A 17,093-nucleotide genomic window follows, 5' to 3' on the forward strand; every position below is an offset into this window, starting at 1 on the left:
TACGAATTGTGTTCTTCAATTATGTTGTATTACAGTCTAATTATGAATTTTCAATTATGAATTATGATTACAAATGCGAATTACAAGCGTATGTGAAGTACTTAATTCGTAATTCGTAATTAAATAATTCGCAATTAATTTATCATCACTGTTGCGCCCAGCACCGTTACCACGCCGCCGGATGTGAGCTGCGCAGTGCTGGTACCGGTGGCAGCAAAGGCTGTGGTGGCGGTATTGGCGATGTTCATACCACTTACGGCTACGTTGGCCGGTGTAGTAACATTTACCCCGCCGGTGCCATTCAGCGTAATAGTGCCGGTGGCCTGCAGGGTCATATTTGCTACGCTGGTGATCTCTATTCCGGAAGCAGATGTTTTAATAGTGTTCTGGTTCATATCCGTGATCTGTATGCCCATGGCAGTATCGCTCATGGTAATGGTGTTACCGCCGGGTGTGGCAATGGTGATCACTTTATTCATATCATCAAACGTTACCTTTAACTGGCTTTTGGTATAGATGGCCTTTGTATAGTTGTTATTGTCTGCAGGCACTACGGGCGGCACTTTGCCTTTGCTGTACAAACTGCCTAAGATGATGGGATAGCGCGGATCGTTCTCCACAAAACCTACTACCACCTCATCTCCTATTTCCGGAAAAAAAATATCGCCTGCATTGGAGGTGGCATATAAATTTCCCAGCCGCGCCCAGGTACCGGTTTGCCCGGTAGCGGTGGATGCCAGCTTTACCTGCACCCGGTACTCAGCGCCGGGATCCATGGAAATGCTCATCACCTCTCCCAGCTGTAAGCCCTGCATAGCAGGCAGCTGGCCGTTTGCGGGGAAATAGGTAAAGTTGTTCTTTTCATAGATGGGCGTACTATCCAGCCCGAACTTCACATGGGTTTCCCATTCCCCGTCCTTCATTTCATGCGTAACAGCGGTTACATAGGCAGTACCGTCAAAGCGGGTGCCTACGCCCGATAGTTCTATGAGCGTATTGGGTAATACGGTGGCATTTCCCATAAAGGATACTTTGCCGCGGACGGCCTGTAAACGCAGGCGCAGCAAGGCGCTGTCAGCCCAGGTTTTCAGCTCGGCCTGTGTTAAAGGAGTATTGGCTACCAGCTGCAAAGGCGTTTCCTGCAACAGGCTGCCCATGGCTTTGGGCGCGGGATTACCCTGCTCATTCAAGGTGGGCTCTGTGGCGCTGGATTCCAGTAGGGCGAGTGTTTGCGGATCCCAGGCAGATGCGGACAATGATGCGGGCTGCTTTTCTGCATTCAGCTCTGCATGAAAGCTGTTGATGGATTCTCCAAAGGCCACCATCAACACTGCGGAACCGGATACCTGCGGCGGACCTACTATTATCTGATCATCTTTCAGGGATACCAGGTAACCATTGAACTCTGCACGGGCCAGTAAAAAATCCCAGTCTGTTGCAAACTTCTGAAACATCAGCTCATTTACATCTGTAGTGGCGGTAACAGTAGCAGAAAGGCCGCTGTTGCCGACCAGGGTAGACATAATTGCGCTGTCTGTCTGGTTCGCGAACACGGCATCTTTTTTATTGATGGTCATTTTCACTGCGCTGTGCTTACAGGTAACGGTGAGTGAGAACGTGCCGCTTTCATTGGCCTGTATGGATTGCTTTACGATGATGCCGGTAAAGATCTGCGTACCTGCTACCAGCCCGTAACCGGCGGTGATAACCAGCGTAGCGCCGGGAACAAAATAAGCGCTGTCGCTGGCGGGGAAATCACCGGCCACACCGGATTGGGTTTCTGAAGTTGTACCATCCAGGATCACAACTTCAGCGTAAGAGATCCTGTTGATCTCATGATGTACCCGCACGGATAGGATCGGATACAGGTCCTGTATGTCTTTACCATTAGCGGTAACGGTTACACGTAAGGTAGGGTCCTGTACGTTTGTGGGACTCGTGGCTGCCATTCAGTTTATTTCTTTAATGGAGGGAAGTACAACTCATCGCCGGGTTTAATAGCGTGTATGCTGTTTAAACCGTTCACCCGCGCTACTTCCATGTAGTGAAAAGCTTCTCCGTAAATGCGGTAGGTCATTAAAGGCAGCGTATCACCTGCTTTAACGGTACGCATATGGGTAAGATCCGGGGAGCTTCTGCGGGCCTGCTGCGTTTTTGTTGAAAGCGGTATAGATTCCGACAGCTTGAGCTTAACCAGCGCCCGCAGGGCAGCGCCTCCGGGAGTGAATAGGGTATACTTCACCGTTATATTCTTACATACGCCGGTGAATACCTGTTCTCCCCAGGTGATGCGCAGGTAGTTGGGGCGGTGTACATCGCCCTGGTAATCGTACACGATATCCATCATCTGCTGAACATAGTTATCTACGGAAGAAACGCCCGCGGGCAGCGGCACTACCCCGGTACCATCTGCCAGCAGCTCCAGGTCAAAATCGCCTGATGACATGCGGGTAAATATTTCCGTGGGTGCAGAAGCGCCTAAGGTCTTTGCCTGCTCATACGCAATATTATAGCTCAGCGTATAGGTTTCCGGGTTAATGACGGCGCTGATGGAGCCTACCAGCCCCGAAGTGGCGGTAGGCTCCGAATAGCCCTGTATTAATAATTTAACAAGTGTTCCTGCTGTGGGTGTTCCGGGATCCGGCATTTGCTCCTATGTTTACCTTACTGATAAATTGTCCATGTTGCTGATCAGCTTATCCATACACTCCCGCACGATCTTTTCTTTCAGCACCTGCAGCTCCCTGCTGCCGATGCTGTTGCTAACCGCTTTGGGTGCGTGTTCTTCAATGGTTACTTTGATGATCAACTCGCGTATTTCGAGTGGCATGGCTTATTTTGTTTGCTGAAAATAATCGAAGGCCAGCTCCAGTGTTTCTACCACTATGCTATTATCCTGCGCTTTGAAATCAGAGACCTTTAACGCTACCGGGTAAGCATTGGAAAAGCTCCAGGTGGACAGGATGCTACCATCTCCACTCAGGAGGTTCAATGTTACGGTGGCAGGTGTAAAGCTGAACTGCGTAAGACTGGTCTGCACCCACCTGGTGAGCTCAGAGCCTATGAGCATACCGCGTTTCAGCACCAGGTTCTCATATTTGGGAGGAACGGGCAACCGGCGTGAAAACCGGTTCTCCCCTCCCTCCTTTACTTCCATTGGCGACATTTTCACGGAAAGGCCGCTCACTTCCTGGAAGCTGCCTTCATTGGCGCCGGTAAATCCTTCTACCACTACACTGAAATAAAAACTCCAGGGCGGATAGTAAGGAAGCGACGCTGATGAAGCGCCTCCAGACGGAGGCGATGGTGAAGGATCAGGCATCTGCTATGTTTTTATGATCAGGTGATGGCCGGTAAGATGAGCATTAAGCCTTCATGCGCCACTTCCATGGTTTCAATGGCGGCCTCGTTGGCATCGGATTTCATATCGGTTACCTGCATCTTCACCGGGAAGGCATTGAGCAAAGACCAGCTCATGGCTATCTGGCCGGTTTCATCCAACAGGCTGATGGTAACACTTGCACGTGGGATGGTATTCATTTTTATACCGCCATCTTTACCTACATACTTAGTCCACAAAGTAGAATCGTTCTGGAACGTACCTTTTTTGAAGGTGATGTTATTAAACTTCTGAATACCCGGCATTTTCACGGTGGAAAAGGTTTTACTGCTACCACCGCGATATTCGATCACCTGTGTCTCGGAGGAGAGGCCGCTTACTTCCTGGAAAATAATTTCATCTTTATCCCACATTACCTTGAAGGAAAATTTCACTAATGGCCATATGTTGGCCGACTGGGTAGAACCGTCTGTTTTTAAATCTGCCATAACGATGAGTTTAATAACGAGTTATTCAATTGGGATGAAGCAGAAAGCTGAAAGCAGAAAGCAAAAAGCTTTAATGCAGCGTAGAGGGCTTTATCCTTTGTGCTTTATGCTTTATGCTTTATGCTTTGCGCTTTTAGCTCTTAGCTTTGTTGCATTTGCTGCTGGAATGTGATGACGATAAATTCCGCAGGGCGTGATAAGGCTACTTTAACGGTCACCAGCATAACGCCGTCGAGGATGTCCTGCGGAGTCATGGTGGCGCCTAAACCTACCTGCACGTCAAATGCCTGTCCTGGCGCTGCACCGGCCAGCGCCCCCTGTTTCCAGAGGTTTTCCAGGAAGTTGCTGATCATGGTTTTGAGCGAGATCCAGGTGGCTGCATCATTGGGTTCAAATACATAGGTACGGGTAGCCAGCTTAACGGATTGCTCAATCATGATCAGCGTGCGGCGTACGTTAATGTAACGCCAGTCCAGGCTGTTACCGTCCAGTGTTCTGGCGCCCCATACCAGTGTACCTACACCGGGGAAAGGACGGATCACATTGATGGATTTACCGGCAATAATATCTACGTTCAGGCTTTGCTGCTCTTCGTTAGAGATATTTACAGAAGGGGCATTCACCAGGCTTACAGATACATTGGCCGGCGCTTTCCATACGCCGCGGCTGCTGTCTACCGTGGTGTAAATGCCTGCCATAGCGCCGCTGGGCGGCAGCTCGTTCAGCGTATTGCGGATCTCTTCCAGTATATGCACATACGTTGGGCTGGCTGCTTTCAGGGACTGGTGGTAATTCTTTTTCGTACTGCTGTCAGGGTTAGCGCTTTCCTTAAACTTCTTTATGATAATGGTGGCAGCAGGTTCCGGCAATAAAGCTTCCAGGTCTACAGACGCATCCAGATTCTCAAAGCTCAGCTCATCCGGCTGTACCACACCGGTTTTCAGCCAGGGATAATAGGCGGCGCCATAGTTCAGGAAGTTGATGCCTATCTTTTCACGGAAGGCAGTAACAATGGTATCAGTCGTATCTGCAGGTAATTGTTTTACCAGGTCAAAAATGCCAAAACGGCTTTGCATACCGGCACAATGATTCAGCACCTGTGTATAAACGGAGGTATAACAATCTTCGCCCAATGCAATAGCATCCGGCATTACTACCAGGGTTGGCTCCGGTTCTTTTTCCAGAAGGGAGAACACGTTGGGTTTTGAATCTGAGCCAATAAAGTCATCGGCGCTGATATCAAATCCATCGGGCTTATCTTCATAAGTGCCTACTGATAGAATATAACAAATGCTGCCTCCATTGGCGTAAAACAGGCGGATGCTGCTATACAGGTAAGCAGTGTTCTTGTCATTGATCTTTACGATGGAAGCTTTGCCGTTGATGCGGAAAGTTTCCTGTTTCACCTTTGGATCAGGCTCTGCCAGTGTGAACTTAGGTTTAAAGCTGCTGCCGAAGTTTTCCAGGAATTCTGCGAAGGAAGTGATCCTGGTGGGCTTGTGGACCAGTGATTTCCCGTTCCGTTCGGCCTTTTGCGTGTACCCGATAAACACGGGTACGGCGGTTGCCACGGCAGTGATGGAACTGGGAAATGCATTCTTTTCCTCAATGTAAACCCCAGGGGTCATGAGTGTTGAAGCCATTTGTGTGGTTTTTTGAGATTAGTATAAAAATATTTCTGCGTATTCAAACCCGCTTTCATAAAAGGCAGCGGCCGCATTGGAGATCCGGCCCATTTCCGGCGCCGGCAATGCGGATATGATCACTTTATATTTATCATCGCCGGCAGTGGAATAATCTACCAGCTGAAAAACGGTATTGTTTGCATTCCCTAACGGTACAGGAACCTGGGATATAAATACGGGTACTTCGCCCTTGTCCGGCAAAGTAACCAATTGTGGCACACCGAAGTAGCCGTTCCCGTTAGTACTGATCACGGCAGGGCGGGAAAGCGCCTGCAATCCTTCGCTCATTAAAAAATAGCACCAACGGCTGGCCCTGGCAGAAAAGCGGATCTGATAAGATGACTGCAGCTTTTCATCTATCTGCAACGCTATTCTTCCAAAAGGCTTTGTAAAAAACTGTTCCTGCAAGGTACTTACCGCCCGCAGGTCCTGTGTGCTTACATAGCCGGCCCGGTGTAGCACACCTTCGGCAGACTGCGCATCATTACTGAAAAAGAAAACCGTGCTGGTAATATCCGGCACATTCACCTGGGTATAGTTATAGAACAGGTGATCTGTAAGGAACAGATTAAATTCCAACGTGAAATTTTCTTTCAGCACAACATCCCTGCTACGCTGGTTCCCCGCCTGCTGCGCACCATACAGCAACATAAAACCATCCCGCAGTGGTTTGAATAACAAACCATGCCGGAGCAGGTATTGTGCTGCGGATGCGGTTGCACGCGTGATGATCCCATCGTAACCGGGGCCTGTGAAAAAAGTATGACGGTAAAATACAGCGGTTAATATTTCATATTTCACCTGTATTTGTTTCCGGGCTTGAGTTTGGTCATGCAGGTCCTACGCGTCCTTCTGTACCGGTAACGGAAGGCCTGTATTCTTTTATAATAGAATCATCAAAGGATAACATACGGATCTTGTACACTACAGAAGGCATATACTTAGCTCCCAGTGTGGTCCATATATTGTTCAGCTTATCTGCCCCGGGACTTTCCATCTCAAAGATCAGCTTTCCGATGCGGGGATCCATTGAGGGAGTATTGGCCCGGGTAAAAACATTCTTAGATTGAAAGTAAGCGACTACAAAGGATAGAAACCTGAGAGCTTCATGGTAATTGGCACTGCTGAAATAGGCGGAAAACAACACATATAAATTGATATTCACAGCGGGGGCTGTGTTCGGGATAGTTACGCCCGGAACGGCTCCGGCGCTGCTTTTACCAACAGTGTCTTTCTCTACATTCAACAATGTGACAACAATCTTATTCTCTCCTTGTATTGCAATAGAACCATCCTGGTTCACAATACCGGATAAGATCACTTTTTCTTCGTTTGTTTGTAGCTTTCTTTTAAAGTTGTTATTAATTTCTTCTGTAATGCAGATCAAGGTCTCATAGATCATTCATTTAATTTTCTGTCTAAAATGACAGCTAGGTAAGGTGGATTGTTAAGTTAAAGTTGTAATTTGGTTAAGTTGAGTTGTTAGGGCTGCAGTCCTATTAAATAATTATTCCACACACAAGATAGTTGCTAAAAATTTAAATAAAAATTTTTCTTTAAAATTTTATTCTCGTATTTTTTATATACACTCAGCCCTATGTGCTCCCTCAGAAAATTAACCGGTTCCCTGTTTGTATTTATTATACTTAATATATGCGCTCCTTATGCCTATGGTCAAAAACTTCAGATGCCCGATAAGGTTAGTAAGCCTGAAATGCCCAAGGACACTGCTGTTAAGGCTAAACTGATCAAGAAGATACTGAACGCATTTAAATTCACAAAGAATGCAAGAGCGCGCGAACAGGAACGTGTGATCAGCATCATTAACCAGATACTGGCGGATTCGCTGGTAGTGACTGCACATGATATACAGCTGCTGAATGAGCAGCTCTCCAAAACAGAGAACCAGCATTTTGATTCCCTGGTAGTGCTTATAGGCACCATGGGAAGCTGTTGCCGCGTACCGCCTCCGCCTAAAGACACGGTGCCTGTAAAAAAAGATACGGCAGCTGCATCACCAGAGAATGACCTTAACTCACTTGTAAATAAAATGCTGCCCATCCTGCAACAGAAAACAGACCTGGCCGATGCAGAGAAAGTCAAACAGGAGCAGTTAAAAACCATCCGCGCTATTTACGGACGTCCGGGTGATAAAATAGATACACTGCACCTGAACGACAGCACCGGCATACGCTATACCCTTAACCTTACTCAAAAGGTGAACGTGATGGGCATTCATCCCTACTGGATGGAGGATAAATACCTGAACTATAATTTCAGCGCGCTTACTACCTTCAGCTTTTTAGGATATACGGTGGATGGTATCACAGGAAGATTAAAAGCCAGCTTTAACACAGACAGCCTGAAAGCCATGGAGGCCGCCAGCGCAGCGGGCTGCAGCATTCAGCTGATCATATCTGACAAAAGCGCCTCCAACACTTCAGCCCTGTTACAGCATGAAGATGTGCAGCTGATATTTGCTGATACACTGGCCGGCTTATTAGAACAAAAACATGCCCGGGGGGTAACCATTTATTTTCAGCAGGTAAATAAAAAACAACGGCAGGCTTTTACTGATTTTATACAGCTGCTGTATAGCCATCTGCATAGCTTTAATGCCGGGTATACCGTGAACGTGGTGGTACCCGCTTTTGATAAAGAGCTGGCGTATGACCTGCAGGCCCTGAATGCTTCCGTTACTTTTTTCCTGATAGATCTTACCCGTGCCAGTGGTAATATCGCCGGCGCACTGGCGCCGCTGAAAGGCAGCCCTGCACAAGCTATTGACGCTTCGGTTTCCCGCTACCTGCAGCGCGATATTCCGCCGGCCAAGTTTGTGCTGCTGTTACCTTATTATGGTGCAGTATGGAAGAAAGGCGCAAACGGTAAACCGGATGGCTTTAGTAATTACATCAGCTATCATGATATTAAAAAGCGATACCCCTCAGATACTATTGCTATGTATGATGAGATTTCGGAATCTGCTTTTATTGAAGAAAAAAATGATGTTGGTGATGTGACCTCAGAAATATGGTTTGATGATGCCAGCACCCTGGGACCTAAATATGATTATGTATTAAATAATAACCTGGGTGGTGTAGCGCTGTGGACACTGGGTGCAGACGACGGCTACGCAGACCTGTGGGATGAGCTGAGCGCAAAATTTGTAGTGCCGGACACCGTGTTCCTGGATACCATAAGGCTTACCCCTCCCCTACCCGTACACCTTACCTTCTGGCAAAAAATAAAACGTGAGCTGAATGCTTACCGCCGTATGTTCCGCGACCCCTGCAGCGTAAAAACAACCGACTATGTGGGCGAAACCTATTTTATGTATGCTGCCATCTTACTTTTTGGACTGGTGGTAACGCTTACTGTTTTTTACATTGGCGGCATACGTGATAATGGTGACGGATGGGAACTGAAAAAGAAAGTGCTTATATTATTAATAGTGCTGGTGAACCTGTTTATTATTGCTGCAGCTATGGCCATCTTCCTCAGTAAAAAATTGCCCTGGCTGGGTATCAGCGATAATCCTGCGCAATGCCACAGCGTGCCGCTGAATACTTTACTGATCATCCTGGCCATTGGTTTTGCAGTGGGCATTGTAGCTACCCGTTTTCTGCTGCTGCCCTTACTGCAAAGAGATGAAGTGCCTTAAGCTTCCATCAGGGCGGCTATTTCCCCCAGGTTGTATGGCGGGCAACCGCCGGAGCGGGATGCCACCAATGCGCCAGTAGCATTGGCAATGGTTAAACATTCCTCCGGTGTGCGGCCTTTGATCAAACTACTGAGAAAGCCTGCCAGGAATGCATCTCCGCTGCCAATGGTATCTGCTACTTTTACACGAAAGCCGGGATGCGTGTAAAAACGATCATTCATATACAGCAACGCACCACTGGCGCCCATGGTAACAACGATGGTGTGTATATTAAACTCGCGGGCAATAATGCGTACTTGTTCCTCAGCTGTGGAGAAAGCGCCATACCAGCTGCTGATGAGCTGCAATTCTGAGGCGTTTAATTTTAAAATATCACACTGTTTCAACAGGTCTTTAATTTGTTCCGGGCTATAGTGCGGAGGGCGCAGGTTAATATCCAGCACCTTCTTTATTTTCCAGTTCAATAGTTTTTGTAAGGTGTTACGGGATACCTCATTGCGCGCAGCCAAACTGCCAAACACCAGGTATTGCGCCTGCTGCAGCAAAACGCCCAATGCGGGCTGCCATTCAATAAAATCCCAGGCTACAGGAAACAGGATGTTATACTGTACATCATGCTCTCCAATGGGCTGCGCCAGCACTTTGCCAGTGGGCTGCAGCGCATCCTGCTGCACGTAATCTGTTGTAATACCGTTGTCTTTTAGCAGTGTGAGCAGCCGTTCACCATAACTATCTTTTCCCACTTTCGAGATCACTGCTACCTGCTGTCCCTGTTTTTGCAGGTGGTAGGCCGCATTCATAGGCGCCCCACCGGGTAATTCCTTCTGTGGCAACACATCCCACAGCATTTCGCCAAAACATATAATATTATACATAAGTATGAAGTTATTAAAAAGTGTACATGATAACTACACCATACTTTAAATATATGGCCGTAATTTTGTGTTATTATAACTATAAAAACCACTTACCATGACAACAGCAACTTCCACCATGACCACGAGGGCCATCGCCGCCCGCCTGGCAGAGCTTTGCAGGAAAGGTGATTTTGAAACTGCACAAAAGGAATTGTTTGCAAAGGATGCCGTAAGCATTGAACCATATGCTACGGATGATTTTGAAAAGGAAACAAAGGGATTGGACAAGATAATAGAGAAAGGAGAAAAATTTCAGTCGATGGTTGAAGCCATGCACGGCGGTGTTGATATCAGCGACCCCGTTTTTGCAGAGAACAGTTTTGCTTTATCCATGACCATGGACATTACTATGAAACAAAAGGGACGCATGAAAATGTCTGAGCTTTGTGTGTACGAGGTAAAGGACGGAAAAATTATATCAGAACAATTCTTTATGTAGTAACGCAGGATTCACCCCGCATTCATATCACAGCGCCCGTGCAGCATCTGTACGGGTGCTTTTTATTTTCAGCAGGGAGCGCTCTCCATCCTTTACAGATAATACCGCTATTGCCCCGCACAACATACACACCCCTGCCATGGTGAGCGCATAAATGGCCTGGCCAGCGAAAATATATTTCACAATTAAACCACCTAATAAACCATTTACAATTTGTGGAAAGGTGATGAAGAAATTAAAGATGCCCATGTACACACCCATTTTTTGTACCGGCAACACGCTGGACAGCATGGCATAGGGCATGGAGAGGATGCTGCCCCAGGCCAGCCCGATGCCGATCATAGGGCAGATGAGCCAACCCGGCGTGTGAATAAAATAGATCCATATGAGGCTGATACCGCCCAATGCCAGGGATAAGGCATGCGTGGTTTTGCGGCTGGTTAAGCGTACCAGCGTGGGTAAACATAACGCATATACGGCGGAGACACCGTTGTAAATACCGAACAGGAAAGATACCTGGTTACCTGCATCTGCAAACTTCACGGAAGATGTGTCGCCGGGTAATACCTGGTACACATGCTGCGCAATAGCCGGCGTAGTGAACACCCACATAGAGAACAGCGCAAACCATGAAAAGAACTGCACAAGCCCAAGCTGCCGCATGGCCAGGGGCATGTTCGCAAAATCTTTGAGGATAACGGTAAGGCCTTTGGCGGTATTGCGCTCCGGCTCTTCCGGGTTAAAACGCGCATGCTCTTCCGGTGAATATTCGCGGGTAGTGAAGATGGTCCATAAAATAGCGCCGGCCAGTACTGCTGCACCTATATAAAAAGAGTAGCGCACATTATCCGGTACTGCACCCGGAGCGGCGGTTTTAGCAATGTGCCCGTATTCCGCCAGCAGGTAGGGCAGCCAGGAGCCTGCCACTGCGCCTATGCCTATTAAAAATGTTTGTACGGAAAAACCGGTACTGCGTTGTGCATCCGGCAGGTTATCGGCCACCAGCGCACGGAAAGGTTCCATGGCTACGTTAATAGATGCATCCATGATCATGAGCATACCGGCGCCTATTAAGATGGGCGGCAGCAAGGCGGTAATAACACCGGCATTGGGTAATAATATCAATGCTAATGCGGCGGCCAGCGCGCCAAACAGGAAGTAGGGCTTGCGGCGTCCCAGGCGGTTCCAGGTACGGTCGCTGAAATGACCGATGATGGGTTGCACGATCATGCCGGTAAGCGGTGCTGCCAGCCAGAATAACGACAAATGCTCCACATCTGCCCCAAAGGTTTGCAGGATACGGGAGGCATTGCCATTTTGCAGGGCAAAACCGAATTGTATGCCTAAAAAACCTACGCTCATGTTCCATATTTGCGGTAAACGAAGCGCAGGCTTTGGTGATGCTTTACTCATGAGGAGAGGTGTTGATAATTCGCAATTGTAATTGAATCCTGTGGTTTTACAATGTACGCAGTATCGTGAATGTACACGCTTATTTCCTTATCTGACTGATTGAAAATATTTACGCCATGCTTATCTACCTGCACTTTTAAGAGGGTGCCCCGGAAACGGATCTTAAAGGCAAAGGACTGCCATTTAGCCGGCAGGAATGGTGCCAGATGCAGGTGACCGTTGCGTACGCGCATACCGGCAAAACCTTCCACCACGCTCATCCAGGTGCCGGCCATGGAAGTGATGTGCAGGCCGTCTTCCGTATCATTATTATAATCATCCAGGTCAAGGCGGGAAGTGCGCAGATAAAACTCGTAGGCGCGCTGCTCATCGCCCAGCTTTGCTGCAATAATAGCATGCACGCAGGGTGAGAGCGAGCTTTCATGCACCGTGCGCGGCTCATAAAAGTCGAAGTTGCGGCGTATGGTATCTTCATCAAAACGCTCTTCCAGGAAATATAATCCCTGCAGCACATCCGCCTGTTTAATAAAACAGGAACGCAAAATGCGGTCCCAGCTCCAATGCTGGTTCAGCGGGCGCTGTGCGGGGTCCAGGTCTCTGGCCAAGATCTGCTCTTTATCCAGGTAACCATCCTGCTGCAGGAAAATACCCAGCGTTTCATCTGCCGGGTAATACAGGTTCTGAATGATGTGCTGCCACTGGGCTGTTTCTTCCTTTGCGCGGAATTTTGTAGCTGCAATAACGGCGGCAAGCTTTTCCGGCCACTGCCGCTGCACTGTATGCAGCGCATCCAGCGTATATTCCAGGCACCAGCCGGCCATGGTGCTGGTATACCAGTTATTGTTCACGTTGTTCTCATATTCATTGGGACCTGTTACGCCCAGCATTACATACTGGTTGCGGGCGCTGCTCCAGTTCACCCGCTGCGCCCAGAAGCGGGCGATAGCGATCAAGACTTCCAGGCCATAGTCTGCCAGGTATGTTGTATCGCCGGTGTAGCGGGTATAATTATAAATGGCAAATGCCACCGCGGCATTGCGGTGAATTTCTTCAAATGTAATTTCCCATTCATTATGACACTCCTCCCCGTTCATGGTTACCATGGGATACAATGCAGCGCCGTTGGTGAAACCCAGCTTGGCGGCATTCTCTATTGCTTTGGGTAAGTGATTGTAACGATACAGCAACAGGTTGCGCGCTACCTGCGGATCGGCCGTGGCCAGGTAAAAAGGAATGCAGTAGGCTTCCGTATCCCAATAAGATGCACCGCCGTATTTTTCACCGGTAAATCCTTTGGGGCCAATGTTCAGGCGCGCATCTTCACCGGTGTAAGTTTGATTGAGCTGGAAAATATTGAAGCGGATCCCCTGTTGCGCGGCAGCATCGCCGGTGATGATAATATCACTCTCCTGCCATTTGGCTGCCCATGCTGCGGCCTGCTCTTCCAGCATGCGGTCGAAACCCTTGGCGTAGATCTGCGCTATCAGCTGTTTGCAGGCGCCTGTAAGATCTTCCCGTGCATGATTTTCAGAAGAAAGATTAGTGGCATATTTATAAATGGTGATCTCCTGGTTGGCACTCACGGACACCACTACACGGCCGGCTACATATTTCTCTGCTTCTACCGGGAGAGCCGGAGATGCTACTTCTACTCCTTCCCTGCAAATTTTGAATTGCATGCCGGTGCATACATCAAAACCTGTTTTCTTAGTGCGCAGGGTCAGGAAAGAGCCCTGGCTGGTAGCTTCACGGCTTACCTCTTCCCAGAATTTTTCATCGTAGTTAGCATCCTGGTTCTTTACATCACCGTCTATAAAAGGCGTGATGGTAAGCTGGCCCTCAAAGTTCAGCGGGGTAATGCGGTAACGGATGGCACCTGCTTCATCATCTACAATGCTGCAGAAACGTTGTGCGTGCACGCGTATCTGTTTGCCGCTGTTAAGCGTGGCTGTAAAGGAACGTTCCAGGTAACCGGCCTTCATATTCAGCACCCGCCGGAAATTGCTTACCGTGCAGGTGTGCAGGTCCAGCACCTCATCATTTATACGTATATCTATACCGATCCAGTTGGCGGCATTCAGCACTTTGGCAAAATATTCGGGATAACCGTTCTTCCACCATCCCACACGGGTTTTATCGGGGTAATACACGCCGGCTACATAGTTGCCAGGCAGTGTTTCGCCGGAGTAGGCCTCTTCAAAATTAGCGCGCTGGCCCATACGGCCATTGCCAATACTGAAAAGGCTTTCAGATATTTTATTGCGATGGGGATCAAATCCTTCTTCGATGATATTCCATTCATCTGTTTTGATATAGTTCTTCATGTCCGTTTTATTAGGAGCAGAAAGCAAAAAGCAGAAAGCAAAAAGCCTATTGTGTTTTGCTGCATTCCAGCTTTATGCTTTATCCTTTATGCTTTAAGCTTTATGCTTTAAGCTTTTCAATACTCATATGATCTAACCCGGGGATCACTTCGTCTGCGTCTTGCAGTGTGATGGGATCCCCTATGCCAATGGCTTTCATGCCGGCGGCTTTGGCGGCTGCTATGCCGGCAATGGCATCCTCAAATACCACGCAATGTGCGGGTGTTATATTTAATAGTCTGGCGCATTGGAGAAATACTTCGGGATCAGGTTTGGATGCGGTAACGGTATTGCCATCCACGATTGCATCAAACAAGTGCAATAGACCAGTTCTTTCCAGGATGAGGCCTGCGTTTTTACTGGCAGAACCTAATCCCGTTCTTAAACCGGCAGCCCGTGCCTGCTGCAGGAATGTTTCTACGCCGGGTAATATGTCCTGCGGCGTCATGCCGTTGATCATAGCTACATACCAATCGTTCTTGCGGGTGGCCAGCTCCTGCTGTTCCAGCGGCGTTTTATCTACCCCGCCCCATTCCAGGATCAGCTGCAGGGAACGCATGCGGCTAATGCCTTTCAGCTTTTCGTTCTGCTCTTCGGTAAAATCAAATTCCAGCTCCCGGGCCAGTTTCTTCCAGGCTTTATAGTGATACACCGCTGTATCTACTATTACCCCATCGAGATCAAAAATACATGCTTGGATCATATGAAAGCTGAAGGCAGAAAGCTGAACGCTGGGGCATAAAGCTGAAAGCGCAAAGCATAAAGCTGCCTGTGTTTTGTTGTTAATGTTTTATTGTTAACGTGCAATGTTGAAAGCAGAACGCTGAATACCAAACGCCAAACGCGCTGTATTTTCATTTCCCTTGTGCTGTTGCTGCTGCGCTCAGCATTTGGCATTCAGCGTTCTGATTATTTTAATTCCAGCACCAGCGTGGTATTCGCGGGGATGCTGATAGTATCTGTTATGGATTGTTCTTTACCGGTGATAATGTCCTGGGCTTTGCTAAACCCATTGATCCGTTCTGTAAATCTTGTAGTGGCCAGGCTTTGGGGAGTGTCATTTCCGTTCAGGATCACCATCACGGTTTTGGCATCGTTGTAACGAAAATACACATATATCCCGTTTTCCGGTACATATTGCATCAGCTTACCGGTTTGCAGCACTTCGTGCTGCTTGCGGCAATTAGCCAGCTTACGCAGGTAATCAAACACTTCGTTCTCTGCAGCAGTGCGGCCGGCAGCGGTGAACTTGTTCACGGTATCACCTGCCCATCCGCCCTTAAAATCTTCCCGAACCAGGCCATCGGGATTACAGAAATTCTTCATTAATATTTCTGCGCCGTAATAAAGCTGCGGAATACCACGGGTGGTAAGCATGCAGGCCAGCGCCATCTTATACTTAGGAATGTTTTCGTTAGTAACGGAAAAGAAACGGCTCAGGTCATGATTATCCAGGAAGATCACATTACGGGTAGCGTCCTGGTATACGAAATCATTGGACAGCATATTATACAAGCCGGTAACGCCGTCCTGCGCTTTGGTTTTGCCATTCACCAGGTCTGAAACAGCCCAGAGGAACTGGAAGTCCGTTACACCCTGTAATTCCGTATCAAAGCCATGGTTAAGGGTATTGCCCTGTGTAAACACGGCCTGGTTAGGTACGCCATGCACAAAGGTTTCGCCAAAGAAAGTGAGCTGAGGGTATTCCTTTTTCATGGCCTCCGCCCACTCTTTCATATACCCGGCATCGTTATAACCGTAGGTATCCAGGCGGAAACCATCCACACCGGCATATTCTATCCACCAGATATGGCTTTGTGTAAAATAATTACGCACATAAGGGTTGGCCTGGTTCATGTCCGGCATGTGAAGGTCGAACCAGCCATCGGTCATGAGCTTTTTATCAGCCTGTGCTGCGTAGGGGTCAAAGATGGGCTGCTCTTTGAAATTAGAGCGGGTAAATTCCGGCCATTGATGCACCCAGTCTTTGGAAGGCAGGTCCAGCATGGTCCAGTGGCGGCTGCCAATGTGGTTATGCACCAGGTCCTGGATCATTTTCATGCCGCGCTTGTGCAGCTCGTCTGTTAGTTTTTTATACAGCTCGTTGTTACCATAGCGGCGGTCAATGCGGTAATTTTCCGTAGCGGCATAACCGTGATAGGATGCGGAAGGCTGGTCGTTCTCCAGCACAGGATTCAGCCACAAGGTGGTAATGCCCAGGTCCTGCAGATAATCCAGGTGATCAATAATGCCCTGCAGATCGCCACCGTGCCGGTAATACATAGAGTCCCGGTTGAGGGTGGTTTGCTGCATGCTTTTTACAATGTCGTTGCTTTTATCGCCATTGGCAAAACGGTCCGGCATTATAAGATATACCAGGTCCTTATTGGTTATGCCCTGCGCTTTTGTCGCGTGGTTACGGGCTTTCAGCTCATAGCTATAGCTGATCTCCCTTGCGCCGGGTTTGGTAAACCGGAGCTTAAAGGTACCGGGTTTAGCGGCGGCAGTAATATCCAGGTCTACAAACAGGTAATTTGGATTTTCTACCTTATGCACTTGCTTTAAGGTCACGCCCGGGTATTCCAGCTGCACATTGCGTTCCGCTATCTTATTCCCATGTACAATTAACTGCAGAAAGGGTTGCTGCATCCCTGCCCACCAGAATGCGGGCTCGATGCGCTCCAGCGGCGGCAACTGAGCATTTGAGGAAGTAGTAACGCTTAGAAATAGTACGACTATGAGAAATAGTTGCTTCATGTAAAACTCCGTTCTTTAATTACGAATTAA

The 17,093-nt window shown here is 48.2% G+C and carries 15 protein-coding genes; 2 read left to right on the top strand and 13 right to left on the bottom strand.

The window, feature by feature from the left end; all coding sequences use genetic code 11:
• Positions 1-134 precede the first annotated feature (134 nt).
• From vgrG to BMZ54_RS19245, 8 genes are all read right to left on the bottom strand, one after another.
• A complete protein-coding gene (gene vgrG / locus BMZ54_RS19215) occupies positions 135-1,949 on the bottom strand; it encodes a type VI secretion system tip protein VgrG (protein ID WP_089915569.1) in 1,815 nt (604 codons plus the stop codon).
• 5 nt (positions 1,950-1,954) lie between these two features.
• Positions 1,955-2,647 carry a CIS tube protein gene (locus BMZ54_RS19220; RefSeq protein ID WP_089915572.1) on the bottom strand — a complete coding sequence of 231 codons (693 nt, stop codon included), beginning with the start codon at positions 2,645-2,647 and terminating at the stop codon, positions 1,955-1,957.
• Positions 2,648-2,659: 12 nt separating this feature from the next.
• Positions 2,660-2,830: a DUF5908 family protein gene (locus BMZ54_RS32965; RefSeq protein ID WP_156093020.1), complete on the bottom strand. Its 171-nt coding sequence runs from the start codon at positions 2,828-2,830 to the stop codon at positions 2,660-2,662.
• Positions 2,831-2,833: 3 nt separating this feature from the next.
• Positions 2,834-3,322 carry a phage tail protein gene (locus BMZ54_RS19225; protein WP_089915575.1) on the bottom strand — a complete coding sequence of 163 codons (489 nt, stop codon included), beginning with the start codon at positions 3,320-3,322 and terminating at the stop codon, positions 2,834-2,836.
• Positions 3,323-3,339: 17 nt separating this feature from the next.
• Positions 3,340-3,828 carry a phage tail protein gene (locus BMZ54_RS19230; RefSeq protein ID WP_089915578.1) on the bottom strand — a complete coding sequence of 163 codons (489 nt, stop codon included), beginning with the start codon at positions 3,826-3,828 and terminating at the stop codon, positions 3,340-3,342.
• A gap of 140 nt (positions 3,829-3,968) precedes the next feature.
• Positions 3,969-5,471, bottom strand: coding sequence for a phage tail sheath family protein (locus tag BMZ54_RS19235; RefSeq protein WP_089915581.1), 1,503 nt, complete (start codon positions 5,469-5,471; stop codon positions 3,969-3,971).
• Between the two features lie 18 nt (positions 5,472-5,489).
• Positions 5,490-6,314 carry a hypothetical protein gene (locus tag BMZ54_RS19240; protein WP_089915583.1) on the bottom strand — a complete coding sequence of 275 codons (825 nt, stop codon included), beginning with the start codon at positions 6,312-6,314 and terminating at the stop codon, positions 5,490-5,492.
• A gap of 28 nt (positions 6,315-6,342) precedes the next feature.
• A complete protein-coding gene (locus BMZ54_RS19245) occupies positions 6,343-6,915 on the bottom strand; it encodes a Pvc16 family protein (RefSeq protein WP_089915586.1) in 573 nt (190 codons plus the stop codon).
• Positions 6,916-7,200: 285 nt separating this feature from the next.
• Here BMZ54_RS19245 and BMZ54_RS19250 point away from each other — a divergent pair, with 285 nt between their 5' ends.
• Positions 7,201-9,174 carry a glycosyl hydrolase family 18 protein gene (locus BMZ54_RS19250; RefSeq protein WP_162277607.1) on the top strand — a complete coding sequence of 658 codons (1,974 nt, stop codon included), beginning with the start codon at positions 7,201-7,203 and terminating at the stop codon, positions 9,172-9,174.
• Here BMZ54_RS19250 and BMZ54_RS19255 read toward each other — a convergent pair.
• The gene (locus tag BMZ54_RS19255; protein WP_202909293.1) at positions 9,171-10,049 is read right to left on the bottom strand and encodes a carbohydrate kinase family protein; all 879 of its coding nucleotides are present in this window, start codon (positions 10,047-10,049) and stop codon (positions 9,171-9,173) included. The genes BMZ54_RS19250 and BMZ54_RS19255 overlap by 4 nt on opposite strands.
• Positions 10,050-10,146: 97 nt before the next feature.
• On the opposite strand from BMZ54_RS19255, the gene BMZ54_RS19260 reads away from it, so the two are divergent.
• Complete coding sequence (locus BMZ54_RS19260) at positions 10,147-10,530, top strand: nuclear transport factor 2 family protein (protein ID WP_238386622.1); 384 nt, start codon at positions 10,147-10,149, stop codon at positions 10,528-10,530.
• Between the two features lie 27 nt (positions 10,531-10,557).
• Here BMZ54_RS19260 and BMZ54_RS19265 read toward each other — a convergent pair whose 3' ends face one another.
• The 4 genes from BMZ54_RS19265 to BMZ54_RS19285 all read right to left on the bottom strand — a co-directional run bounded on the left by BMZ54_RS19265 (position 10,558) and on the right by BMZ54_RS19285 (position 17,063).
• On the bottom strand, positions 10,558-11,943 hold the full coding sequence (locus BMZ54_RS19265; protein WP_202909294.1) for an MFS transporter: 1,386 nt from the start codon (positions 11,941-11,943) through the stop codon (positions 10,558-10,560).
• On the bottom strand, positions 11,940-14,267 hold the full coding sequence (locus BMZ54_RS19270; protein ID WP_089915597.1) for a glycoside hydrolase family 65 protein: 2,328 nt from the start codon (positions 14,265-14,267) through the stop codon (positions 11,940-11,942). Before BMZ54_RS19270 ends, BMZ54_RS19265 begins: the two co-directional genes overlap by 4 nt.
• Before the next feature lie 100 nt (positions 14,268-14,367).
• Positions 14,368-15,009: a beta-phosphoglucomutase gene (gene pgmB / locus BMZ54_RS19275; RefSeq protein ID WP_089915600.1), complete on the bottom strand. Its 642-nt coding sequence runs from the start codon at positions 15,007-15,009 to the stop codon at positions 14,368-14,370.
• Positions 15,010-15,215: 206 nt separating this feature from the next.
• On the bottom strand, positions 15,216-17,063 hold the full coding sequence (locus BMZ54_RS19285) for a glycoside hydrolase family 13 protein (protein ID WP_089915606.1): 1,848 nt from the start codon (positions 17,061-17,063) through the stop codon (positions 15,216-15,218).
• Between the last annotated feature and the right edge of the window lie 30 nt (positions 17,064-17,093).

The organism is Chitinophaga rupis, assembly GCF_900109685.1.
Taxonomy (GTDB): Bacteria; Bacteroidota; Bacteroidia; order Chitinophagales; family Chitinophagaceae; genus Chitinophaga; species Chitinophaga rupis.